General features: G+C 39.1%; 17 protein-coding genes. 8 read left to right on the top strand and 9 right to left on the bottom strand.

Annotated elements, in window-relative coordinates:
• Positions 1-509: 509 nt before the first annotated feature.
• The gene (locus R2R28_RS24610) at positions 510-1,664 is read right to left on the bottom strand and encodes a PepSY-associated TM helix domain-containing protein (RefSeq protein WP_316828311.1); all 1,155 of its coding nucleotides are present in this window, start codon (positions 1,662-1,664) and stop codon (positions 510-512) included.
• Positions 1,665-1,866: 202 nt separating this feature from the next.
• Between R2R28_RS24610 and R2R28_RS24605 the strand changes: the two genes are divergently transcribed.
• On the top strand, positions 1,867-2,199 hold the full coding sequence (locus R2R28_RS24605) for a hypothetical protein (protein WP_316828310.1): 333 nt from the start codon (positions 1,867-1,869) through the stop codon (positions 2,197-2,199).
• A gap of 182 nt (positions 2,200-2,381) precedes the next feature.
• Here the strand turns inward: R2R28_RS24605 and R2R28_RS24600 are convergent, their stop codons facing one another.
• The 8 genes from R2R28_RS24600 to R2R28_RS24565 all read right to left on the bottom strand — a co-directional run bounded on the left by R2R28_RS24600 (position 2,382) and on the right by R2R28_RS24565 (position 15,282).
• Positions 2,382-3,203 carry a universal stress protein gene (locus R2R28_RS24600; RefSeq protein WP_316828309.1) on the bottom strand — a complete coding sequence of 274 codons (822 nt, stop codon included), beginning with the start codon at positions 3,201-3,203 and terminating at the stop codon, positions 2,382-2,384.
• 28 nt (positions 3,204-3,231) lie between these two features.
• Positions 3,232-4,650 (bottom strand): inorganic phosphate transporter, encoded by a 1,419-nt coding sequence (locus R2R28_RS24595; RefSeq protein WP_316828308.1) that lies wholly within the window; start codon positions 4,648-4,650, stop codon positions 3,232-3,234.
• 268 nt (positions 4,651-4,918) lie between these two features.
• On the bottom strand, positions 4,919-5,992 hold the full coding sequence (locus R2R28_RS24590) for a hypothetical protein (RefSeq protein ID WP_316828307.1): 1,074 nt from the start codon (positions 5,990-5,992) through the stop codon (positions 4,919-4,921).
• A 97-nt stretch (positions 5,993-6,089) separates the two neighbouring features.
• Complete coding sequence (locus tag R2R28_RS24585) at positions 6,090-7,391, bottom strand: hypothetical protein (protein WP_316828306.1); 1,302 nt, start codon at positions 7,389-7,391, stop codon at positions 6,090-6,092.
• A gap of 384 nt (positions 7,392-7,775) precedes the next feature.
• Positions 7,776-11,024 (bottom strand): TonB-dependent receptor, encoded by a 3,249-nt coding sequence (locus tag R2R28_RS24580; RefSeq protein WP_316828305.1) that lies wholly within the window; start codon positions 11,022-11,024, stop codon positions 7,776-7,778.
• A 167-nt stretch (positions 11,025-11,191) separates the two neighbouring features.
• Positions 11,192-12,214, bottom strand: a complete 1,023-nt coding sequence (locus tag R2R28_RS24575; protein WP_316828304.1) for a FecR family protein — start codon at positions 12,212-12,214, stop codon at positions 11,192-11,194.
• 995 nt (positions 12,215-13,209) lie between these two features.
• A complete protein-coding gene (locus tag R2R28_RS24570; RefSeq protein ID WP_316828303.1) occupies positions 13,210-13,803 on the bottom strand; it encodes an RNA polymerase sigma-70 factor in 594 nt (197 codons plus the stop codon).
• A 78-nt stretch (positions 13,804-13,881) separates the two neighbouring features.
• Positions 13,882-15,282 carry a S41 family peptidase gene (locus R2R28_RS24565; RefSeq protein WP_316828302.1) on the bottom strand — a complete coding sequence of 467 codons (1,401 nt, stop codon included), beginning with the start codon at positions 15,280-15,282 and terminating at the stop codon, positions 13,882-13,884.
• Positions 15,283-15,461: 179 nt separating this feature from the next.
• Here R2R28_RS24565 and R2R28_RS24560 point away from each other — a divergent pair, with 179 nt between their 5' ends.
• The 7 genes from R2R28_RS24560 (at position 15,462) to R2R28_RS24530 (ending at position 25,249) form a co-directional block, all read left to right on the top strand.
• Entirely contained in the window at positions 15,462-15,698 is a 237-nt protein-coding gene (locus tag R2R28_RS24560) for a hypothetical protein (protein ID WP_316828301.1), read from the top strand.
• Between the two features lie 247 nt (positions 15,699-15,945).
• Entirely contained in the window at positions 15,946-16,509 is a 564-nt protein-coding gene (locus R2R28_RS24555; RefSeq protein ID WP_316828300.1) for a sigma-70 family RNA polymerase sigma factor, read from the top strand.
• A gap of 43 nt (positions 16,510-16,552) precedes the next feature.
• Positions 16,553-17,569 (top strand): FecR family protein, encoded by a 1,017-nt coding sequence (locus R2R28_RS24550; protein WP_316828299.1) that lies wholly within the window; start codon positions 16,553-16,555, stop codon positions 17,567-17,569.
• Positions 17,570-17,674: 105 nt separating this feature from the next.
• Positions 17,675-21,130, top strand: a complete 3,456-nt coding sequence (locus tag R2R28_RS24545; RefSeq protein WP_316828298.1) for a SusC/RagA family TonB-linked outer membrane protein — start codon at positions 17,675-17,677, stop codon at positions 21,128-21,130.
• A gap of 17 nt (positions 21,131-21,147) precedes the next feature.
• Positions 21,148-22,533 (top strand): RagB/SusD family nutrient uptake outer membrane protein, encoded by a 1,386-nt coding sequence (locus tag R2R28_RS24540; protein ID WP_316828297.1) that lies wholly within the window; start codon positions 21,148-21,150, stop codon positions 22,531-22,533.
• Positions 22,534-22,667: 134 nt separating this feature from the next.
• Positions 22,668-24,116, top strand: coding sequence for a TlpA disulfide reductase family protein (locus tag R2R28_RS24535; protein WP_316828296.1), 1,449 nt, complete (start codon positions 22,668-22,670; stop codon positions 24,114-24,116).
• A gap of 20 nt (positions 24,117-24,136) precedes the next feature.
• Positions 24,137-25,249 carry a TlpA disulfide reductase family protein gene (locus tag R2R28_RS24530; RefSeq protein ID WP_316828295.1) on the top strand — a complete coding sequence of 371 codons (1,113 nt, stop codon included), beginning with the start codon at positions 24,137-24,139 and terminating at the stop codon, positions 25,247-25,249.
• The last annotated feature ends 22 nt before the right edge of the window (positions 25,250-25,271 follow it).

Here is a 25,271-nt window from a genome sequence, read left to right as displayed (position 1 = left end):
TAGTCGTGGTGTAAAATGTTACCATCTTACACTAATTAGATCTTTTTAGATACACGCTAAGTCAGGTGGTAACACCTGACTTCACTATTCAAAGATTTTAGAATGACAGCAATGGGGAGTTTTCTATAGGATTTTGTCATTCTGAGGGATAATTTATTTTATAAAAATAGATAAATGACAAAAGGTTTTAATGCGGTTTATTGGCCGGGCGGAATCGTCAATTGCGAGAAAGGCTTTTTCGGCCGGCGAAGTAATCTTAGTCGTGGTGTAAGATGTTACCATCTTACACTAATTAGATCTTTTTAGATACACGCTAAGTCAGGTGGTAACACCTGACTTCACTATAATTTATTGTATAAAAATTAATATTTGTGACGTTATCCATCCGCGCAGTCTTTCCTCAGCTACCGATAGTCGTGGTGTAAGATGTTACCATCTTACACTTAATCAGATGCTTTCACTAATAGAGATTCTTCACTGCGTTCATAATGACAGAAAAACTTTACTAACTAAGCTACAAGTGCTTTTTTCTTTTTCTTTCCTCTCCCTAAATAAATCAATAAACCCGTAATGGGTAGCGAAGCCGTTAATAAGGCCACAATAAACATCAACAGTTTAGTTGGCCAGCCAAAAATACTTCCCGTATGGATCGGTTTATTCAGTTTACGGAGCTGATTGCCCAAACTTAAACCGGCGAAAGGTCGTTTTTCGATTAATTCGCCATTGCGGTTGTTAAAATAAACCTGATCGACTGTAATTACTCTTGCTTCGCCGTTTTCTTTTGATACCAATATGGGTTTATCTTTTTTATCCGGGAAATTGATTGTTAAATCGCCCTGGTGTGCATAAATGGTATTGGTAGCCGATACAATTTTCTCGTAAAGTCCTGCTTCCTTTTTTCCTTTTACTTCTGGCTGTTTTACTACTTCCGGTTTTGATATTTTTCCGTCTGTGAGTTTAAACATCATATTTTCTACCCAATCGTAACTCCAGATTAATCCTGTTAAGGTGATGATGAAAAGAAAAATCATGACATAAAAACCACCTACAGCGTGTAAATCCCAGTTTGTTCTTTTAAAAGATGCATTTTGCTTTACCACTAAACGCTGTTTTAACACTTTTCTGTTTTTTGGCCACCAGAGGTAAAGCCCGCTAATCGTCATGAAAAATGTAATGGCACAGGAGATGCCTGTTATGGTTTTGCCAACCGCCCCCACAAGTAAAAAACGGTGTAAATTAAGCACAACGGTGAAAAAACGTTTATTTTCTTTGCCTTTAGATAGAGTTTCGCCAGAATAGGGGTTTAGATATATATAATCATAACCTGCCTTTTTTGTGCCAAAAGTTGCTTTTACACTTCTGTTTGGTTCAGCAGAAAGCATCATCCTGAAAATTTTCTTTTCTGGATAAGCAGCCTTCGCAATTGTTGTTAACGAATCGATAGATAAGCGTTCGGGTTTTGGTATTACCTGCTGTTCTTTCGAAAACAGGGTGGGGGTAAGTTCATCTTCAAAAGAAAGGATACAGCCCGTTAAGGCAACCACAATCAACACGCTTCCTGCCAGGAGACCGAGCCAAAGGTGCAGAAATGAAACTGTTTTACTAAGGAGAGATTTTGACGCGTTTTTTTTAGCTGTAGTTTTGTTGTTTGTGCCTAAGCTCATGAAATGTTTGTTGGCTATCCTGATGGAATAGAATTATAACCACAAAAGTAAGTTAATTTAGAATAAATTAAAATAAGAATTTGTGCCGGATAGCCTGTGATATAATATTATTACATACTGCTAAGCTAACCGTATAAAAATTATATTACTAAGTGTATTTCAGACACAAAACTTAGTATATTTAACTGAAACAAATGATAGTATGGATACGAATATTGTTACTTTAAGCCTCATCAATTATATTGGTGATTACGATTATTATGATGCGCTGACTGATATCGACAGCGAAAAACATCCAAAATCTTTTACTAAATTAAGCGAAATCAGGGAAAGAAATAAACGCCACATCACCGAACTTTTTCCAAATGTAAAATTCCGCGACAGTAAAAACCAGCTGCTTGCCGTGGGCCGGTTTAAAGAGGAGGTAAAGGCTAAGGTAGAAAAGCTATCCAAGAAAGAAATAGAAGATTATCTTGATACTTTTAAAAAGGATGCAAAGAAGATTGAAAGACTTTATAGGAAAGTGAGGAGGTAGTTAGTTCATTGGTTCATTTGTCATTGGTTCATTGAGCACTACCAACTGAAAACTGGTTTATCCGGTTAATTGTTTAAATCGGTTAATTATATGCAAGCGCCAGATTGGTGATTGAAATCCCTTTCCATCACCCATCTTACATTTTCCATCCTTAAATATCCTTCTACTCCGGATTAAATAATCTACTCGTGTAAAACCAAAATGGCCTTCACCGTTTTGTTCATTACCTGATTAACCGTGCTGCTGGTAAATAAACGGTAAATGATATTATGGTGGTGTTTAACCAGGCATAAAATATCAGTATGATTGCTTTTGATAAAATCCATAATGCCGTTTGGGGCACTACTGTCCATAATGTAATTGAATTCTATTTCGGTATCCGGTAAAAGATCCCTGATTCTTTTTTCGCCGGTTTGGATGTGCACCTCATCCGATTTTTCGGCTACATAAAGCACCTGCATTTTTCTTGTTCCCGAAGCTTTTAAAAGTTCACTAAGAGCTGTAACATCTTTTGGCGAAAGTACAGTTTCATAGTCAGTGGCTAGTGTGATAATGGGGAAATTGGTAAAACTACTTTCTAAGGGTACAATCAATGTCGGAATCCTCATTTTGGTAACCGCCATACTGGCGTTGCTGCCCACAATACCACTGATTCCTGTGGCACCGGTAATGCCCATTACCAACAGTTCTACCGGGTTATTTTCGGTGTGTTTGGTAATTACCGTTTTTAAAAAGCCCACACCGCAAATGGTTTCAAGCTTAACATCGCTATGATTTTCCCTTTCGCGGATATTTTCGGCCCATTCTTTTAAAGCAGCTCTTTTATTTCCGTAGTACGATTCGATAAAAATGGCATTGTAGGTACTGTTGTTAATCCCTTCAGTAGGGTGGATGGCATGGATGGCAACAACTTCCATTTTCAGCGTTTTTGCCATAGCCAAAGCATAAGAAAGGGCATTTCCGGCGCTTTTTGAAAAATCCGTTGCTACAAGTATCTGTTTCATTTTTTGAAGATAATTTATTTTGAAACTGTTAAATAAACAGGTGAAAAAGCATAAACAATAAAATAGCCAATACAATTGACACCGGCAAGGTAAGTACCCAGGCCAGACCGATATTTTTAAGGGTATTGCTGTTTAGGTTTTTTCTTCCACCTGAGGCTACCATTGCACCGGCTATTCCACTCGATAATACGTGTGTGGTACTTACCGGAAGGCCAAAAGCCGTGCTTAAGCCAATGGTAGAGGCTGCAACAATTTCGGAAGTGGCACCTTGCGCGTAATTTAAATGCTCATTACCTATTTTTTCGCCAATGGTAACTGCTATGCGTTTCCAACCGATCATCGTACCCAAGCCAAGCGAAATGGAAATTAAAAGGATTACCCAAAGCGGTGCAAATTCTACCAGTTTCGACAGCTCGGAAGCATTATCTTGAAGGAGCTGATCATCTGCAGCATTAAGCACCAATGTTTTATCTTCCCTTATGGTTTTTACCGAAGCAACTACTTCTTCAATCTGCTTACGGAAAAGATAAGTATTTTTTTTGTCGGTTTCGTTTTTAAGCGATAAATGAAACTTCGCTTTATCTATTTTGCCTACCAGCGTGGTAATGTCTAATTTTTTACCGTGGTTTAACCCTGCTGTTTTTTGGAGTACCTGTTCGGTTTGGTTAAGCTGAAACAGCACTTTATCATTTGGGATGTGATGGTTAACTGCAAATTTTGCCGGCAGGAAAGCAATTAAGATTAACATTAACAGGCCCACGCCTTTTTGTCCATCATTACTGCCATGGAAAAAACTGACCAAAGTGCAGGTGGTAATCAACAAAGCCCTGATCAATAGCGGCGGACGGTCGTTTTCGCCGGTTGGAATATGAAAAAGTGCATGGTATTTAATTACATGCTTTAAAAAATACATCAGCAGTATGGCTATTCCAAAACCGATAATCGGCGATAGGATTAACGATAAACCGATTTCTTCGGCCTTGCCCCAGTTTACGCCTTTGCCGCCATAATACCAGGTAAAAGCTAAACCAGCTCCAATCATTGCACCAATCATGGTGTGTGAGCTCGAGCAGGGGATACCCAGGTACCAGGTGCCGAGGTTCCAGGCAATGGAAGCCAGTAAAACCGCTAAAACCATTGCAGCACCTACGCCAACCGGAAGGTTCATTAAGGCATCTAACGGAACGAGTTTTAAAATACCCATGGCAACAGCAATTCCTCCGGTAAAAACACCCATAAAATTCCAGAAACCCGACCATGGAATGGCTATAACGGGTTTTAATGCTTTGGTATAAATTACAGTAGCTACTGCATTGGCCGTATCGTGAAAACCATTTACAAACTCAAACCCAATTACGGCAAGCAGGCAGACAATGAAAACAATAGAGAGGGGTGTACTTAAATCGGTGTTTCCTAAAAAGGGTATAATGGTACAAAAGGACGACATAAAATCAGTTTGGGATATCAATTGCAGATGATTTATCCGCAAGTCAAATAAATGAATAAGTAACTGATTTAAATCGTTTTGAATGTTAAATGATTGTTATCAATACGTTAAAGTAAGAGGCTGTTTTTTAACTTAATGAAGATAAATAGCCAACATCATCCATTCTGGTTACAAATGAAGGCGATGGTCTTTCTGCCCATAACCTTAAAAAGGGAAAACCCGGGCCAAACGCTGGTTTTTCCCCTTTATGGTGATTTAGTTAATAATTTTAATTGAAATATTCAGAAAGATCGGTGATGGCACCCGAAAAATAGGTAGATCTTGTTGCTGCAGCTAAATTTTTTGTATCTTTTATAATAAATAACTTCGATGTATTTGCTTCAAAACTGATTGAACCGTACCTGCCTTCGTTTTGCTTAAAAGGAAATGCTGCGTTTACAAATGGTGCAGCTGTGGTAGAGTAAGGAACATTGTTTGTCCCTGCTTCAAATATATCAAAACTATAGATGTAATCCGGTCCTGGCAGGGCTGGAAGTTCTATCGAATTAAACGAGCCATCTTTCTTAAGGGTAAGCCTAAGTTCGGGTGTAACTTTGGTTCCTGCTGTTGTAATGGTGGCAGATTTAGGTTTTGTATAAAAAACAATATCTACATCAACATTTTTAAATTGTGGGGTCAATATGGATTCAAACTTTGCACTGATCATCATATTGGCCGGATTTGCCGGAGGAGTGAGTTTAACGTTATCTGCGATTTTGGTTCCATCGAAAAAAAAATCAATATTCTGCCTTGCTATTTCAGATTCGATTGTTTTGCTAAACAGAATTTCGGTTGTTCCTTTTTTGCGGATGGTAATTTCCCTCGTGGTGCCTTTATCAATAAGGATAAAAAAAGTATTATTGATGATGCTGGTGCCCGAAGACAATAACTTTCCATCTAATAAAAATTCGACTTCACCAGATAAGGCAAAACCTTTAATAATCAATGAAATGGCACTGTTATATATTTTGGTTCCATCATAAAATAAACTGATGTTCTGGTCAAATGGTACTGCAGTAATGGTTTTGGTGAGTAATATTTCTGAGGTGCCTTTTTTTCTCACCTTTAAAATTGCATTCTCGCCTTTTACAGAGAGGAGGGTTTTTACACTAATGCCACCAACAGGAGGGCTAGCTATAATACTGTCTTTATACAGGTATTCTAATGCTACATCAGACGCCCCGGTAATATTTAACTGGATAATTTTAGCAGGTTCTGGTTGAAGAAGTTCTGCTTTGCGGCAAGATAAACCTAAAATTATAATGGCCGAAAAAAAGAAAAAGGTAAAGGTTTTTAGTTTCATAAAAAGGGTAATTATTATTTAAAACAGAACAATCCTGTTTTTATAATCAAGAAACCATACCCAAAAGGGTACGGTCTCATTTGATAAGAGAGAAAAATTAAAATACAAGTTTTGACCATGTAGCAGCCCAGCCTGGAAGCGTAACTGTAGATGGAGAACCTGGTGTGTTGTACCATGGCTGGCTCACACCAAAAGAACTTGCAGTGATAGCGTTAACGACCAAATTGTTGCCACTACCATCAACATAAGCACCAACTGCTGCTGTGATTGAGTTGGTGAAACCGTGAACAGATGTAGTAGAGATATCTGAAAGGCTTGCATTGGCATCTGCATCAAAAGCGATACCGGTATTGTAACCAGAAACAATTACATTAGATAAAGAAACTTCCGAACCTCTGCGCTCGCGGATACCATTACGGTAACCTAAACCTGAAATACCTGAAGTATTTTCTGTTCCAAAAATGCTTACATTGATCAATACAGGGTGTGTTTTTGGAATTAAGCTAAATGTTGGATCTTCGCCTGGAGCATTGTTATCCGATTCGATACCGTTTGAATCGCTTACACCACTGCTTGTGCTGCGTGTAGCATTTTTATCTGCAATAGCGATACAGTCGGTAAGTACACCAGTAAAACCATTGTCAAAATCAAACTGATCATCATCAGAAGCCAGGGCAATTAAATTACTTGCGTTAACTGTACCTCCGAAAAATTCGAATCCATCATCTAAACCGTAAGAAACCTGGACGTGATCGATAGTAGTACCACTACCTACACCACCTAAAGTTAAACCGTTAACCTCAACGTTTGGAGCCAATTGGAAACCAGCGTACTCAATACGTACATATTGTAAAGTACCACGGTTATCTTCGTCGTTAGTACCGCCGTAGTGGAATTTACCTTCATCTGCTAAACCTTCGATTAATTTATCGGTAACGTTGATTTTTGCATTACCTAAAATAATTGCACCACCAAAATCACCAGGTTTACCTGTTGTGCTGGCATCACCATCTAAAAGGTAACGGCTTGTAAATACGATCGGATTTTCTGCTGTGCCAACAGCATTGATAGTACCATCTTTTGCGATAACCAATACACCGTTTTGTACACCTTGGGTATTTACTGATGCTTTGATGTAGGTACCTGGCTGGATGGTTAAGGTTGCGCCACTTCTAACCGTTACCACACCGCTTAATTCGTAAACGTTTCCTGCTGTCCAGGTTACAGAGCTGGTAATGTCTCCGCTAACCGCTACAACTGGTAACGATGATTGTGAATAATCTGCTGCTGAAGTGCTGCGGTTACCGAATGCTGGAGAACCACCTTCATTTTTTTTACAAGCTGTAAAAGAAACAGCAACAATTGATAAAAGACCGATTAAGTTTTTGAAATTTTTCATTTTCGTTTTTTGTTTTTCATAGGATCTCATAGGGATGATCCATGTTTTTTAGGTTGATTTTTTCAAGGTTATTTAGATGCCTAGCTAATAATCCATTGTTTTTATGGAAATGAAAGCTTGTTTTTACCTAAATGGGATGATTTTTTATATCTTAGTATTTCTTATTAATTTCACTAAGTAAACCTGTTAGCTACCCTTGGTTTTTAACAGTAGGTTTTTAAAATATTCGGGTTTATCCTGATGCGCCGTTCCACTAGAAATGATCGGTTTAAAACGGAGGGTTCTGATACAACCTTTCGTTTTTTTTATGGCTATACAGGAAACTGCGTTCCTCCTTTCTTTTTAAATGGTGTAACCTTATTGATATTGTTTTTCATGGTCGTTTTAAAAGTTGTAAGTAATAGAGGTACTGTAGGTTCTGCCAAACTTTTGCGAAAACATAATCTGGTCGCCATCATCTAAATTGTTTGAAAAACCTGGCTTCAGGCGAAATCTGGTGCTGTAATCGGAAGTGCCGGCAATATGATCGGGGTTAGCTTCATAACTGGCTGTGTTTTTGAAAATAACAGATGCTTTATTGAGCAGGTTACCTGCATTGACCTTAACTTCGAATTTGTTTTTATAAAATTTATAACTTACCTGTGCATCAATCTGTGCACGTGGGTTTTCATACTCAATGTTGTTAAGCTCCGGACTAACTAATGTAGTTTTACGTCCTGATTTATTGTAGGAGATGTTAAATCCAAAATGTTCATCCAAATATTGCAAACCGGCATTAAGAAGATAAGGTGCCTGTCCGTACATGTTCCTTTTTGCTTTAGAACTTACCATTATATCATTTCCATCTGGTCCTTTGGTTTTGTAGGTGCCAACAACATCTGCTGTTTGCAGGGTAAGGTTTCCGTAAAGGGTAAGGCGCGATAACAGGACATAGTTGGAAATAAAGCCGAGATTTTTTCTCAGTTCGAATTCTAAGCCGTAAACTTTGGCCTCATCAGAATTTTTAATATAATAAAAACCAATACCGTTTGATAAACTGTAAGTAATTTCGACGGGATTGTCGAACTTTTTATAGAATGCGCTTGCCGAAATAATTTCGCCAAGGCCCGGAAACCACTCTGCCTTAAAATCGTAATTTTTAATTTGTGTACTGGCTAAACCTTCATTGCCAAACAATCCATCAAACATAGGGTCGTATCTAAAAAACTTACTGTTATCCATTAACTCTGGTCTGATTACCGCATTTGAAAATGCAGCCCTCAGGTTAAGCTGTTTGGTAGGACTGTAGGTAAGATTAGCCGATGGCAACCATCTCCATTTCTTTTCGGGAGGAAGCGAAAACAGGCTTGTTCCCTTAATATTAAGGTCGTTGCGTTGCTCGGTATATTGATAATATTCGGCCCTAACACCCCAAACCAGCCGCAACTTTTCTGCAAGGCGGTTATCGAGCATCAAATAAGAAGCATGGGTAATACTTTTTCCTTTATAACCATTTAAATAGTAAGGGCTTATAAAGTAATTGTAGCCATTGTTGCCAATTTTTGCCGGATCAATCATCTGACCTATTGGGATATGTCTTAAACTATCCGGAATTGTAGCATTTTGAACCAGCGAAACGATTTCCCAGGTTAACGATCCTTGCTTCTGAATCCCAAAATAACCGGTTTTTAAGGTGTTATTTAAAGGTCCTGTTTTAAAAGGCATGCTCGCATCTCCCCCCCACGAAAAATGGTGTTCATTATTGCTGTAGTTATGGCGTGATGTGGGTTTAATATTTCCCTCCCTTTGCCCACTTGCCTGGTAAAAATACGCGTAATCGTTACCTATCTTTTGTAAGTTCTGGGTAGTAATGCCCATATCCTTCTCTTTACGATCTATTGATGTTTTGGATAGGTTCCATTCTAATTTTACCTTGCCAACCTGATGCTGTCCATTCAGTTTATTTTGTAAAAGATCTGTATAAGTAGGGTCGTCGGTTTCGATAATGGCATTCGGTTTTACTCCGTTGGTATAAAAAGTAAAACCATCATTTGCATCGTAACCAACCGTTTGTAGCAGGTCGTTATTGTAAATGTGCGTGTAGGTGTTGCGAAAACTAAACCTGTTTTTATCGAGTTGTAAGCCTACATTTAACATGGCTGCCAAAGTAGTGTTGAACATATATTTAGCACCCGTATTTGGGGTATTAGCATTCCATTCGCTCCTGGTTTGTTGTTCAATAATATTAATGTTCTGGTTGTTCCGGTAGTTTAATGATGCTGTATAACCCAGTTTTTTGTTATTTGTGGTATCGATACCGATTAACCTGCCCATGGTAAATTGATAGTTTTGTGATGGTGCGGTTTTATACTTATACATCGTAAAATTATCATTCGTAAATTTCTGACTCTGGGTCATTAATTTTTGTGCATACTGTTCGGGTGTAAGGTTATTATTTGGCACCGCAGTGGGTTCGGTATGCTGTAAATCGGTCGGAAATTTTCTCCTTCCATCATCAAAACCGAAATAATCATACTTGCCACGTTTGTGGCTTAAAAAATCTTTACCTGTACTTTGGTCGTTGTATGAAGTACCCGCAGTAAAACTCATGAAATTTTCATTGGGAATATCCTTGGTGTTAATCTGGATCAAACCACCGCCAAAACTGCTGATCATATCTGGCGTAACCGTTTTACTTACCACTACATTATCCACCAAACTTGAAGGAATGAGATCGAAAGAGAAATTTCGGGTTTGCGCTTCGGTGCTAGGTAAGGTTATTCCATCTAATTGAGCAGTATTGTAACGTTCACCAATACCGCGTACAAGAACCAGTTTATTATCTATCGAACTTACACCGCTGATGCGTTTTAAACTTTCACCGATGTTTTTATCAGGTGTCCGGGCAATCTGCTCGGCACTTATTCCATTACTAATCTCCGAAGCATTTTTCTGGCGGGCCAATAAACCCTCAACCGATGCTTTTTTATATGTTGCGGTTACCACTACATCCTGCAGGCCCTGGGCATCAGGTTTTAACGAAACATCCAACAGGGTGGCTTTATCAGCTTTCACCATTACCTCGCTGATCCGTTGGGTTGCAAAAGAAATATAACTAAACTCTACCGTGTAAGTGCCAGGTTCTGCAATGATGCTATAACTTCCATCACTTGCAGTTTGTGTGGCTTTGCCCGTTTCGATAATTTTAATGGAAGCGCCGGGAAGTGTTATTCCTTTTTCATCGAATATTTTACCAGATATCCGTCCAGGTTTTACCGGATCGGGTAATTTGTAGAGCAATATCGTATTGCCATTGGCAAACCTGTAGGTAACCCTTGTTCCGCTCAGTATTTTTTTGAGGATAAGCTCAAGGGACATATTTTTTACCTCGAGGTTTATTTTTCCATTCTGGCTAAAAATTGATTTGTTGTAGTTGATTACAAAGCCTGCTTTTTCTTCCAGTATCGAAAGTGCATCAGGAATACTCTTTTCGGCAATTATTATACTTAAAATACTTTCTTTTGGTGTTTGCATAAAACTTTCGGCCATACTGTGGTTAACCAAAAAGGTACATAACACTAACAGGGCCACTACCGGCCGGTAATTCAAATTGATAATATATTCTTTTATGTAGGCATAAAATCCTATTTTCATAGGTTCAAGATGTTTTTTAATTCTCACGGGTTAAAAACTTTTGTTTTAGGAGCTGGATTGTTCGAGCAATCTGGCTCCTTGTTCATGTTAAGAGGTTTAATTTGTTTTTCATAGGTATAAATCCGGTTTTGCGCATTTTAATAGCGCGTTAAGGTATAGCTAAGCTATCATTGGCAGCCCTCCCCCCATACGGTAATTGTTTTATTTACGGTATCTATTTTGTATTTCATCTGTTTACCGCTCATCACGCGGATTTCTTCCATTACATCCTCAATGCTTTTGTTTGTAAACGTGGCGTTAAACCTGCATTTGTTTAATTTATTGCTGTTGAGTTCAAAATGAATATTATAATATCTTCCTAATGATTTGAGCATATTGGGCAGACTTACATCCTTAAATGCGAAACTATTTTTAATCCATCCGTTTACTTCGGTTATACGCTCGGTGCTTACACTCATGTTGCGGGCTTTTAAATGATATAACAGTTTCATCCCCGGGGTAAGGAGCGATAGCTGTTTTAACTTACCTTCACTGCGCTCCGAAACCCTTACCTTTCCGGTGCGCACGGCCACACTGAAGGTACCATCTTTAGGGTAGGCATAAATGTTAAATGAAGTACCCAAAACCCTGGTCTGCATTTTTCCGCTATGTACAATAAACGGACTGGTGGTGTCGTGTTTTACTTCAAAAAAAGCTTCGCCTTCCAGCTCGATGTTTCTTAAGTTGCCTTTAACAAAATGTGATGGCCAGGTAAGTTTACTCCCGGCACCCAGGTATACAATAGAACTATCAGGCAACATCAGTTTTACTTTTTCCCCTTTTAGGGTTGTTTTACTTAAAAGCGCTATGGCCATTTCTACAGGCTGTTGCATTTTTTTATAGGCATACCAACCTATCGCCGCAGAAATAACCACCACAATGGCCGCCGCATATTTTAGTATAGGATATGATCTGCTTTTAGGCTGTTGGTATTCAATTTTATTCCAGATTTCATTTAGGCCTTTGTTTGCTTCAGCGGAATAATCAGGTTGACTGTTCTGTTTTTTCCATGCTTTTTCCATTACCGCATGGAATTCGCTGTCACCATTCGCTGGATCGGCGAGGTAGTCCATTAGGAATTTTTCCTGCTCCAAGTTTGTTTTGCCTTCCAGGTAACTTTCAAATAATATTTTAATATGGTCTTGTTTCACTTTTTTTTGCTTGTTCTAACGCCTTTATGCTGCGCGTTACTGTATATATGCTTGAAACTTTGGATACAGCTATAAGGGGAGAAGATTTTTTTTAAAAAATTAAAATTTAACCACAGCTTATGGGAAATTTAATGCGGATTTTCATTCTGAGGGATAATTTTATTTTATAAAAGTCAATATAATTGACAGAGATATTTTTTAGATACAGGATAAGCTGCGAAAGACCGTCATTGCCAGCCCGACTGGCAATCGTAATGCCTTGGTAGGTTGCATTAAGATTCCTACCTGCGCGGGAATGACGGACGATTTTTAAATCTGTCAATGATAGCGCTTAGAATTTTTCAAATACATTGGAGGTTTAATGATAGTGCGTAGAATCGTCATTGCCAGCCCGACTGGCAATCGTAATGCCTTGGTAGGTTGCAGGTTGCATTAAGATTCCCGCCTGCGCGGGAATGACGGACGATTTTTAAATCTGTCAATGATAGCGCTTAGAATTTTTCAAATACATTGGAGATTTAATGACAGTGCGTAGAATCGTCATTGCCAGCCCGACTGGCAATCGTAATGCCTTGGTAGGGGTTGCAGGTTGCATTAAGATTCCTGCCTGCGCGGGAATGACGGACGATTTTTTAGAATCCGTTATTGATAGCGCTTAGAATTTTTCAAATACATTGGAGGTTTAATGACAGTGCGTAGAATCGTCATTGCCAGCCCGACTGGCAATCGTAATGCCTTGGTAGGGGTTGCTGGTTGCATTAAGATTCCTGCCTGCGCGGGAATGACGACCATTTTTAGAATTCGTTATTGATAGCGTAGTCGAAGGATCTTTGGCGATGGAAAATGTAAGATGGATGACGGAAATTAATAACCAATGATGAATAACGGGCGGGTAAAAACTTAATTTTCTCAACTGCTTAATGATGAAAAAATGGTAAATGTAAGATGGGTAATGGAAATGAATAACCTGTGGTTAATGCCCACTGAACCAATGACTAATTGAATAATTGAACTACTACCAATGATATAATCGTTTCAGGAGAATAAGTTTTGAAATATTTCCGCATAATGCCCAGCGATTTTTTAAGGTGGTTGTTCACGGTGTTTTTAGAAATCCCCATCAGTTGTGATATTTCTTCGTGCGTGTGGTGATCGTTGCGGCTCATCAGGTATATCTTTTTTACCTGGGGCGAAAGGCTTTCAATCGCCTGAAGGGCCAGTTTTTTAGATTCCTTTGCATCAAGTTCATCTTCTATGGCATTAAAAGATTGCTCTTGTGCTACATTTTCGCTGTTATAAGCCTTTTCTCTTGCTTTTTTACGAAGCGTACCCAGAAAATTATTGCGGATAAGGGTATAAAGAAAGGCATCGAAATTTTTGTCAGGATCTATTTTGGCCCTGTTTTCCCAAAGCTTTACAAAGGTGTCTTGCGTAAGTTCTTCCGCTTCTTCGCGACAACGCGTAAAGTGGTAGGCATAACCAAATATTTTTTGACGGTACTTGTGGTAAATTTCATTAAAAGCAGCAGAATCGCCAGTTTTCACTGCATTCAGGAGTTTTACATTTTTAAAATCATCCAACTTTTCCATGAGTAGCGGTTAATGAAGGCAAGTTAGGCCTTACATTTAAAGTTAATGTTAAGCTAATGAGAACCTTTTCTATCAATTTTAGCGATGCGTGATGACCATACTTCGCTGCGCCGATTGCACCCTCGAATCCATTAAGATATTTCCTGATTGGAAACCCCCAGAGCGCTTTGCATTGAGACTAATGCCACTTTTAGCCACTTTACCGGTTATCCTGGCTATTGCTACTTTTACCAGCGGATCTGCCTCATCGCCAAAAGGGAGCAGGGGCAGGGTATTGATTTCATTTTCAGTCACATCAGGGGCAATACCTGCACTATAATTTCCGGCTCCTTGTGCATTAAACAGTTTATATATTATTGGGTGCATTTCCCAATTTACCTGTTTCGGATTGCGGGCATCAAAAATCCTGAACGATGCTTCATCTTTTCCCCTGGTTTTTTCACCAATCTGTATCACCTGGATAAAAGGCTTGAGGTTATTGATCATTACTTCTGAAGCAGAGGCGGTAGCAGCGGTGGATAAAATATAGACGCTGCTTAATCCCAGGTTTTGCTGAAGCAGGGTGTTAAAATTGACCGTACGATCGAAAGTAGCAGCTGTACCAATAGATTCTGTTCTGGTGCCCCCATTTTTATTGCCCCTGTAGGTAATAAATGGCTTATCAAAAGAGATATTTGGAGCAATCATGGCACATATTGCTGCAGCTTCTGAAACCTGTCCGCCCGAATTGTAACGCAGATCAAGGATAAGGTTGGATATGCCTTCGTTTTTAAAATTGCTAAAAACAGCTCCGAGCGAGCTGGCCAAGCCCCCATTAAAATCAAGGAAATACAAATAGCCGATTTTTTTTCCATTAATCTCCATCACCTTGCTAATTTCCTTTTGATCGAGGATAACCCCTTTGGCCAGTTCTATTGTTCGCGTATCCGTCCATGTATTATTGTTTAGTTCTGCCATGCCTAAAGAAAATCGGTCGCTGCTTAAAATCTCCTCCTGTAAAGTCTGGGCATTGGCCGATGTTAGCGTTTTGCCATTTATTTTGCTGATGTAATCTCCGCGTTTTAAACCTGCCCTTGATGCAGGAGAATCTTTTAAAACGAGCTTAATAATCCCGATTATTTTTGTACTGTTCTGATCGCTGACCGTTACATAATCAAAGCCGAAATTGCGGTTGTTGGGTATTACGGTCGCGGCATCATTCGGGATATTGATGTACGAAAAACGGTCGGCACCATTGCGCACCGAATTGAAAAAATCTTTTGGCGATAAGCCAATATTCGGATCAGCAGGCAGTTGCTCATTCCAGTAATAATAACGTTTTAAACTATCAAGAATCCAGGTATTGATATTTTCGTTGCTTCCTGCGGGATAATCGGGCTTTTTTTTATCTTTTTTACAGGAAGAAAGTATAATAAGAAGCAAAATAAGATAAGCGCAGCAATAAACGGTTCTTTTTAAGTGAGTTGAGCGTTTTTTCATGACCTTTCTGAATTTAACAGCAAACTTAAAACTACTATTGTTAAGCAATGGTTAATTTTTGGTTAGATTGATTGGCCCAAAGCGAACTGATTCGCACTGTTAATTAATTATTATCACTATAATTAACGTTAACATAACAATAATTAAATCTTTACTTTTTATTATGTTAACTTTGTGGGGTGAATTTCCCGCTCTATATCTATTACGAATTGCTGATCCGTTTATCCGAAATTGAATCCGAAATCGGGCATTATGTATCCTCCACTGCCGATCATGAAATCTGCATTATCCGCACCACAAATGGCACCGTTAAAGTTCCTGTAAACCTGGTAAAACGGCAATTCGAAGACCCTAACCTCATCAGTACCGAAGAACTTAAAGTATTAAGTAAAACTTTCAGGCCAAATTATCTATAGTTTACACCATCATTCTGGAGTTGGGCAACTGGTGCAGATACACAATGTAAGACCGAAAAGCTTTATAGATGGGTATTTGGGCCGGCACTTTTTTGATCTAAAACCGTTTAATTCGCGGTTGCAGGCAATTGACTATAAGATAATAACTGATTCAAAATGAATAGTTATATTTGTGATTGATAGGTTGTAATGTGCCTTGTTAATCAAAATCCAGAAATTATTAATCTCCATCCTATAAATATTTATAATGAATGTGAACCGCACAGAAGCTGAACTTTGGAAGTCTTTTTGTGCGGGAGACGAAAAATCGCTGGTTACTTTATATGAGCATTATTATAGCACTTTTTTTGTTTGGGGCTGTAAATGGCTAAGTGGTGAACCTGATTTTGTAAAAGACCAGCTTCAGGATTTTTTTATTTATATCTGGGAGAAACGGGACAAGCTATCACTTGATGTTAATGTAAAAGCTTATCTGTTAACCTCTTTTCGCAGGCAACTGATTTATCAGTGGAAAAGGTACCAGAAAACCCAACCCACAGAGGAGTTTTATCACTCGCTCAGTTTGCATGATTCAGAATTGTTGGATGCAGACCTGATTACAGCACAATTTTCAAAACTCGAAAAGGCACTTCTGTTGCTGAGTCCCGCGCAAAGGGAAGTTGTAGAACTCCGTTTTCTGGAAAATAAATCGATGCAGGAGATAGCCGACCACAAAAATACTAGCATAAGAACGGTTTACAATCTGCTCCACAGGGGCATTAATAAACTCCGGTCAGAAATAAATGAAAAAAACTTTCTTTGGCTGTGGTAAATTTCAATTGTGTTGTTCTCTGTATTAAAAAGAGCAAACAAATATGGAGTTTAATTCTAGCGATGATTTTATAACAGACGAATCTTTTGTTGATTATTGTCTTAATATAAATGAAGCACATACCGCTTTCTGGAAAGAATATGCCATTAACAATCCAGATAAATTAATTTATATGGAAGAGGCTGCAGATCGGATCGAAAATCTGCAATTGCTGCTGCTGGCTGAGAAATTAAAGCCTCAGGCAGTTGCTTCTCTAAGAAGGAATTTATCTAAAAGTAGCGCAAAAACCTATTTATGGAAGTATATGTTGCCTGCTGCTGCCGCGTTATTGGTTTTAACAGCCGTAACATTTATATTTTATCGCCTGCAGAACAGGACAAATGATTCTGGTCTGGCCAGATTTTCTTCTCACAAATATTTTTATCAGGCAGGTGCATCCCAAAGGAAAGCCATTAACCTGTGGGACGGTAGTTTTGTCATTCTTGAAAAAAATGCCCAATTATATATCGATTCAACTTTTGGACAGGCGGACCGCTCCATGCATTTATCGGGAGTTGCTTATTTTAAAGTAGCTAAAGATAAAACGCATCCGTTTAAGGTTTACACAGGCGATTATGTAACTACTGCCGTTGGTACAGCATTTAGGTTAGAAGCCAATAATTCGCGTAAAAAACTCAAAGTAGAATTAGAAGAAGGTAAGGTTACCATCGCAAAAAGAAAAGGTAAGCTCTGGAATCTGATTGCCACCTTAAACCCTAAAGAAAGTGTAAGTTTTGGCGATCGTCTTAAATTACTTCAAACCGAAAGATTTTCGCTCCGGAATTTTAATAACTGGAAAGCCCAGGAAATTATTTTTAAGGATGCACCGCTTAAAGAAGTGCTTTTGCAGCTTGAAATTTATTATAATGTTGCCATTGATGTAGAAGAGAGCGATGTAGGCAAAGAAACTTTTAATGGAACTTTCAGGCACGATTCTATTAAATCGGTAATGGATATGCTGTGTTTTTCTGTAAACAAACACTACAGATTTACCGACCCGAACCACATTGTTATTTATTAACCAACAAACCAAACAACCAAACATTTCATGAATTTTAAAAAATTAAAATGGGGGGGCTACAGTCTAACTCTATTAAGTAAGTTTCTATTAATCAGTTGTTTATTTATGGTGCTTTACTTAAATGCATCCGCACAGGTAAAAAAACAAATTGCATTTAATCAGGCTCAGGTAGAAGAAACTTTTGCTAAGCTTGAAAAAGAATTTAATGTGCGTTTCTTTTATTCGACTAAAAATATCGACAAAAAGGAAAGGATTAACATGGCTTCTAAAGCACGTTCTTTAACCGAGGTACTGGAATACCTGAGTGAGGCTTATGGTTTTGTTTTTAAAACCAATGGCAATATGATTGCAGTAAGTAAAAAACAGAACGAAAACCTTTCGGGTGCCGCCTCGTCAGGAACGGATGTTGAGGTAAAAGGTAAAGTAGGTTTGATAGACGCAGATCATACCATTTATGTGGCTGGCATTACAGTGCGCGAAGCCGGTTCAAAAAACGCGGCCATAACTGATGATAAGGGAAATTTCAGAATCAGAACCAATTCAACGTCTTCCCACTTATCTATCAGTTATATCGGTTATCAGACTACTGAGGTTGATGTTTTTGCCAATGCACAGCTGGATATCAATTTAAAGGTTGATGCCAATACGCTGAAAGAAGTTACGGTGGTATCAAATGGTTATCAAACGCTGGCAAAGAAAAATACAACGGGTAGTTATGCTACAATTTCGGCAGCAGATATTGAACGTAGGAGTAGTCAAACGCTCGATCGCATATTGGAAGGTTCCGTGCCTGGCCTCTCGGTATATAATGGTTTCAGGGCGGTAGAGGGTGTAAGAAGACAAATTGGATCAGATATCCAGGTAAGGGGCGGAAGTGCGATTCAGAGCGAGCGCAATACCCCTTTAATTATTGTAGATGGTTTTCCGGTTAACCAGTTGCCCGATAACTTTAACGATGTTGAAAAAATCGATGTCCTGAAGGATGCATCTGCTGCCGCAATATGGGGTGCAAGGGCCGCTAACGGGGTAATTGTAATCACAACCAAACGCGGAAAAAAGGGTGCTTTAGCCATTGATTTTTCATCTAATTTATATTTCACTGCAAAAGATGATTTCAGCGTGCTCAGACGTGCCAGCTCAGCTGATATGATTAGCGTAGATAACGAAATTTATGCGAAGGGATTCTTTAATTCATCATTTTTTCAAGGTACACAAGGCGGATTTTCACCATCATTCGATTACATCCTGCAAAAAGAAAAAGGACTGATCTCAGCCGGAGATCTGGCCCGTAAACAAGACTCCCTTTCAGGTCTGTCTAATCTTCGGCAGAACAGAGATCTTTTAGCCCGTACAGGTGTACGCCAGAACTATTACCTGTCGTTAGCAGGTGGAGCAGAGCGGTACCGTTTCAGGTTTTCAGGATCGTACGATAACAATAAATCGAACTTTATCGGAGACGCATCGCGTGCCATACAGGTTAATATGCGTAACGATTATGAAATTGCCCCATGGCTTCATGCTGTTGCAGATTTGAATGCTGTTTTTAACAATCAGGATGTAGGTACCGACTTAAGGTCGCAGATTTACGGCCTGTCACCCTATCAGATGCAGCTCGATGCAAAGGGTAATTACATATACGATTATAGTTCGTTTAACGTAAACACAAATGCCACTTTAATGGCTAAAGGTTATTACGATAATGGTAAAAATTTATTGCAGGATGCAAGCTTGGCAGATAACAACAACAGTGTTTTCGGTTTAAGAACAAAACTTGGCATAGAAGCTACATTGGCCAAAGGCTTAACTTTTAATACTTATTTTCTGTACGATAAAATGAAAACCACCAATAGGCAGCTTGTAAATGAGTATTCGAGTACAGCCCGGGCACTTTTAAACAAATATGCCAGTTTAGATGGAAGTGGAAAAGCTGTTTTTAACCTGCCAAAAGGAGATTATCTGAATTTATCCGAAACAACAAACGATAATACCTCTGTCCGTTCGCAGGTTAATTATACTAACTTATTTGGAGGTAAACACTTTGTTAATTTTGGTGGTGGAGTAGAAGTTAAGCAGTACTTAACCAATGGCTTTACTAACCGTAAATACAATTATGACGACGATTTACAGTCTTGGTCGCCAATTAACCAGATTGTACTTTTAAATGGGGTAATTGGGCAAAGTGGTTCTAATACTACTTATGATGCAACCCAATATGATAAGTTTAGCTATTTAAATACCAGAGAAGTTTCTTTTTATGCAACTGGTACCTATACCTATGATGACAAGTATACTCTACAGGGCAGTTTGCGTTTTGATGAGTCCAATCTTTTTGGTGTGGACCCAAAATCTAGACGTACACCTTTATGGTCAGTCGGTGGAGCCTGGGATGTGAGCAAAGAGAAATTTTTCCATATCGATTTTATCAACCTGGTTAAACTACGGGCAGCTGTTGGATTGACTGGAAACTATGATCCAACAACAACGCCTTTGCTTGTGGCTACGCGGGCTTTTCAAGCGGCAACTTCCGATTACCGCTCAAGGGTTGATGTGAACAATCCTTATAATCCAAAATTAAGGTGGGAGCGTACAAGAACATATAACTTTGGTGCTGATATAGCTTTTTTGAAAAACAGGTTCCAGCTAACTGTAGATATGTACAAAAAATATGGCTATGATTTGTTGGGCACCCAGTTACTTGATCCAACAATCGGATTTACTTCAACAAAAGTAAACGGAGCCAAAATGACAAATAACGGTTTAGAAATAGCGCTTACGGGTAGGGTATTGCAGCTGGGGAGTTTCTCTTGGACAAGCATTTTTAATTTTGCTTATAACACCAATAAAATCACTGAAAATAAAATCGCAGAAAGTAGTCCCGTTATTGGACGTGTTACCGCTACAGTGCCATACTATGTAGAAGGATATCAGCGCGAAAGCCTGTGGAGCTATAAATGGGCAGGGTTGAGCAGTGCCGGCGATCCGCAGGTTTATGATGCAAATGGCAATAAAGTGTTGGTACCTGTTTTAGGCTCTTTAGCATATAGCGGCTCATACAGACCAAAATATACCGGTGGTTTTACCAATATTTTCAATTATAAAGGTGTTTTTGCAAGTGCAGTGCTGATTTATAATTTCGGAGGGGTATTTCGCAGGGAAATGCCATCGATGAATGGTTACGAATGGAGCCCGGTAATCAATTATCAGGTTGCCGATAGATGGAAAACAGCTGGAGATGAAGCCCGCACCGATATTGCGGCCTTTCAGGCGGTGCCATCCTTACTATACGATGGTCGCGACCGAGCAGCAAAATTTTCGAGCAACAGTGTAGAAAGCAGCAGTTTTATCCGCTTGAGAGAAGTGCAGATCGGCTATAAAATACCGGGTTCTGCATTAAAAAATACACCGGTTAAGAGTATCACAATCTCTGCACAGATGAATAACATCGCCATCTGGACAAAAAATAAATATGGTATAGATCCCGAAGCCGTTGATGCACAAACCGGGGCATATTACCTGCCTTCACCTAAAGTTACAACGATCAGCCTGCGTGCAGGTTTTTAATCAAGAAAAATAAGATCATGAAAATTAAATTAATCATCATCGCAGCTATCATCCTCACTACTTTTGGATCCTGCAAAAAATACCTGGATGCCAATCCGATAAAAGGGAAGGTGGTGCCAAAAACACTTGCTGATTACGAAGAATTCTTAAATGATATCCTGCTTAGCCAGTCTGGTTATACCTACCCCGAGTTTATGACGGATGATATATTGAGCAGTACAATTACCTCAACGAGCGCAGATCGATCAGCCAGATCATACACCTGGCAGAAAGATATCTTGTTTGCAACAGATGATGACAGCGAATGGAATGCCCCATACAGTTACATTTATACCTGCAACCTGGTAATGGATCATTTGGCGACGGCAACTGAAGGAAACGATCAGACCAGGAACCGCTTAAAAGCAGAGGCTTTAACCCAACGTGCTTATTACCTGTTTGCGCTTGCTAATTTATATGGAAAAGATTATGTGCCGGCAACAGCAGCTACCGATCTCTCTGTGCCAATTATGCTGCAGCCCGATCTCGAAGCCAAAGCTAAACGGGCTACTGTACAAGAGCTTTATAATCAGGTAATCGGTGATCTGGAAACCGCTATTTCCACTGCAGATTTTCCTGATGTTGGCCGCAATTATATCCACCCGGGTAAATTAGCTTCGAAGGCGCTGCTGGCGAGGGTATACCTCTTTAAAGGCGATTATGTAAACGCATTAAAATATGCCAATGAAGTGCTGGCAACGAAAAATACCCTCTTTGACTGGAATGTGCTGAGTTTTAGTAACCCACTAAAACCAACGGCCTCAACAATTGTTAACAACCCGCTGCCACAGAATAATGTAGAAAATATTTACTTCAAAAGTGCTGCAAGCCCAACGCTATTAACACGTTTTATGGCCAGTTCAGATCTGTTAACGGTTTTGGACCTAAAAGACCTGCGTTATGTTTTCAATTTTACACGTTTAACTTCAACCGGGCTGCCAAGCACAAGTATTAATCCCGATTATTTGGGTGCCACGCCGAATTTTAGTATCGGGGTGCCCGAAATGATGTTGATAAAAGCCGAATGCCTGGCCAGGGCTAATGATAAAGATGGAGCGGTTGCTGTTTTAAATGTATTGCGTATAAAGCGTTTTAAGCCAGCTGATTATGTTGCGTTATCAGCCACTTCAGCAGATGATGCCCTGATTAAAGTATTATCAGAACGTAGAAGAGAACTGCTTTTTCGTGGCATCAGGTGGTTCGACCTGAAAAGGTTAAATCGAGATGACCGGTTCAAAAAAACACTGAGTCGTGTAGTAGGAGGGCAAACCTATACACTCGAACCTAATACTGAACGCTATTTGCTTCAAATTGCACCTAAAATAATTTCCATAAACCCATTAATAGTTCAGAACCCAAGATAAGTCGGTATCGATTTAATGTGAAGATTGTAACAGAAACCCAGGTCAAATGGCCTGGGTAACGCAACCCTCATGTCAAAGGTTATCGGCCCTGCTTTAAATATTTATTTAATAACAACATATCAATTCCATTCATTATGAAATACTTACTTTTTATATTTTTTATACTGCAGGTGCTCATTGCCGGTGCCAATCCAACTATATTTTCGGGCCGTTTTATAGGCCATCAACCCGTTACCGAAATTAAAGCAACACTTTGGGATATCTCAGAAGGATACCAGAATGTTGCATTAGGAACGGTGAAAAAATACGAGCTTGTAATTGACGAAAACGGTGGTTTTAAATTATTGCTGAACCCTAAAAAATATGGCTTCTATAAGTTAACCTATACGGTAAAAGGCAGTCCGGGATCGATTGATTTTTTTGTCCAGCCCAACCAGAATGTAGTTGCAAAACTTGACGTAAACGATGCTGCGGTATCTTTAGATCTTGCAAGTGGCATTAATGAGGAAACAAAAGCCCTCTACAATGCAAATAGCGCTGCTAACCCGATTGTAAGAAATATTTACAAAGAGAATAAAAATCCCGATTCAGTTAAGGTGGAACTCAATCAGATTAAACAATTGTTTGCACAAGTAAAGGCAGATTATAAGGGTAAAAATCCATTTATAAAAGATTACCTGGATTTATCGGCATTTTTCCAATACACCGCCATATTATATGATTATCCGGGTTTTTTTAAGGCACAAAAGAAGAATAAAGAGACTACCTGGGTAATGCAGGCCGGTTATTACGATGATGGATATGACTATAAAAAATATTTGAATCATGATGGTGTGATGATGCTGTTAGATGCACCTATATATTGGTTAGATCAGTATATAGAAGTAAATAGAAAAACGGCAGATAATACAGATAAAGCAAAGGTTTTGGATGATTATCTGCAGAAAGCATATCAACTGGTTAACAACCAGAAATTACTCGATGCCTATTCCTATTATAAATTAAATGCCTTTATAAAAAGAACAAAAGGTGTTAAATTTAATGAAGAAACGGAGAAAATAGTCTTCAATAACCTACAGAAGATCAAGGATACAGCATATTCCAATTCAATTTTAGCAAACCTTCAAAAATCTAAAACAATGCTTGCAGGTGCCGATGGTTTTAAATCCGCACTCGAAAGTACAGATGGGAAACCTGCTTTTTTTAAACAATATGCCGGCAAATACGTGTACATCGATGTGTGGGCTACCTGGTGCGGTCCTTGTAAACGCGAACGCCCTTATCTTGATGAACTGGCGGCACGTTACAAAGGCAAAAATATCAGCTTTGTTGGAGTTTCAATAGATAATACAAACCAGAAACAGAAATGGCTGGATATGGTGAAATCGGAAGCAAACATCAATATAGATCAGCTTTTTGCAGGTAGCGGATCGGCATTTGTAAAATATTACGACATCACCGCCATCCCAAGGTTTTTGATTTTTGATACTGAAGGAAAACTGCTTCAATACGATGCACCAAGGCCAAGCGATGCAAAAGTTACCGCTTTATTAGATCGCTTGCTGGAAACAAAAAATAATTAAGGAAATTTTAGCTATTAAAAATGATTGTTTATTTAAAAAGAAGCTTTGTTGCAGCAGTTATGCTTGTGGCAGCTACATGGAGTGCAAGGGCGCAATCGGCAGCACCGGTTAGCATGGATGTCGAATTCAGTTCGGCCCTGCACCAAGAGGGGGCCAAATTAAAGCTATACAGAGAATGGCCCAAAAGAGCACTTATCGATACCGGCAGTCTGGATAACCAACGTAAATTTACCTTTCATGTTAGTGATAGCCTGCCGGCCGTTTTTACCCTATCGGCGAGAAAACCATTTATGGATCAGACCATCATATTGGATAAGGGCATTTGCAGGGTCGTATTAAATGCCGACTCTCAGTTAACCGTAAGTGGTGGCGAAAAACAGGCCATTCTTGAAGCTTACCTGAAAATGATGAAACCCATGGAAAAGGATTGGGCGGCAACAGGCAATAAATATATGAAAGCAGCTAATCTTGAAGAGAAACTATTGGCAGAAAAAGAAAACCAAATTCAGGCCGAAAAAGTTCAGTCGGTTAGGTTGGCATTTGTAAAAAAGAATGCAAATAATATTATTGGCCAATGGCTGGCACATACCAACATCAACCTTTGGCGAGAGAAAGATCTTGCTGTACTTAAGGAGATTTTTTACGCTACCCGAAAAAATAATGTAGTGTCTGATGAAATCGAACAGAAACTTTTGCTGGCGCAGGCCAACAGGTTTATTGGTAAAAAAGCCCCCTTGTTTACATTGCTGTCGCTTCAAGGCGATACTGTTTCACTAGCACAATTATTGAAGAATAATAAATTTGTGCTCTTAGATTTTTGGGCATCGTGGTGTACACCGTGCCGTGCCACCAACAGAAATATAGCCCCTATTTATGCTGATTTGAAAAAGAAAGGAATAGAAATTGTTTCTGTTTCGGTTGATGAAAACAAGGATTTATGGAAGAAAGCGATATTAGCCGATGCCATTCCATGGGTACAATTAATTGCCCCCACAGCAATGAAATCTAAAGCGGTGTTAAATTACCAGGTAAAAACGTTGCCAGCTACTTTTCTTATCAACCAGGACGGAATAGTGGTAAAACAGAATTTAGAACTTAAAGATTTGGAGAGTATGCTTAAAAATGGGTTATAGTAAAAAAAATGGCTTAGGGGAA

This window comes from Pedobacter miscanthi (genome assembly GCF_032678605.1).
GTDB lineage: Bacteria > Bacteroidota > Bacteroidia > Sphingobacteriales > Sphingobacteriaceae > Pedobacter > Pedobacter miscanthi_A.
This window is presented reverse-complemented; position numbering and strand designations above follow the sequence as displayed.

What these genes read in the sequence shown, in the direction of transcription:
- R2R28_RS24585 (WP_316828306.1), bottom strand. Translation starts at nt 7,391, where the DNA reads ATGAAAAATTTCAAAAACTTAATCGGTCTTTTATCAATTGTTGCTGTT.
- R2R28_RS24590 (WP_316828307.1), bottom strand. Translation starts at nt 5,992, where the DNA reads ATGAAACTAAAAACCTTTACCTTTTTCTTTTTTTCGGCCATTATAATT.
- R2R28_RS24605 (WP_316828310.1), top strand. Translation starts at nt 1,867, where the DNA reads ATGGATACGAATATTGTTACTTTAAGCCTCATCAATTATATTGGTGAT.
- R2R28_RS24535 (WP_316828296.1), top strand. Translation starts at nt 22,668, where the DNA reads ATGAAATACTTACTTTTTATATTTTTTATACTGCAGGTGCTCATTGCC.
- R2R28_RS24600 (WP_316828309.1), bottom strand. Translation starts at nt 3,203, where the DNA reads ATGAAACAGATACTTGTAGCAACGGATTTTTCAAAAAGCGCCGGAAAT.
- R2R28_RS24550 (WP_316828299.1), top strand. Translation starts at nt 16,553, where the DNA reads ATGGAGTTTAATTCTAGCGATGATTTTATAACAGACGAATCTTTTGTT.
- R2R28_RS24595 (WP_316828308.1), bottom strand. Translation starts at nt 4,650, where the DNA reads ATGTCGTCCTTTTGTACCATTATACCCTTTTTAGGAAACACCGATTTA.
- R2R28_RS24555 (WP_316828300.1), top strand. Translation starts at nt 15,946, where the DNA reads ATGAATGTGAACCGCACAGAAGCTGAACTTTGGAAGTCTTTTTGTGCG.
- R2R28_RS24570 (WP_316828303.1), bottom strand. Translation starts at nt 13,803, where the DNA reads ATGGAAAAGTTGGATGATTTTAAAAATGTAAAACTCCTGAATGCAGTG.
- R2R28_RS24565 (WP_316828302.1), bottom strand. Translation starts at nt 15,282, where the DNA reads ATGAAAAAACGCTCAACTCACTTAAAAAGAACCGTTTATTGCTGCGCT.
- R2R28_RS24610 (WP_316828311.1), bottom strand. Translation starts at nt 1,664, where the DNA reads ATGAGCTTAGGCACAAACAACAAAACTACAGCTAAAAAAAACGCGTCA.
- R2R28_RS24545 (WP_316828298.1), top strand. Translation starts at nt 17,675, where the DNA reads ATGGTGCTTTACTTAAATGCATCCGCACAGGTAAAAAAACAAATTGCA.
- R2R28_RS24530 (WP_316828295.1), top strand. Translation starts at nt 24,137, where the DNA reads ATGATTGTTTATTTAAAAAGAAGCTTTGTTGCAGCAGTTATGCTTGTG.
- R2R28_RS24540 (WP_316828297.1), top strand. Translation starts at nt 21,148, where the DNA reads ATGAAAATTAAATTAATCATCATCGCAGCTATCATCCTCACTACTTTT.
- R2R28_RS24580 (WP_316828305.1), bottom strand. Translation starts at nt 11,024, where the DNA reads ATGAAAATAGGATTTTATGCCTACATAAAAGAATATATTATCAATTTG.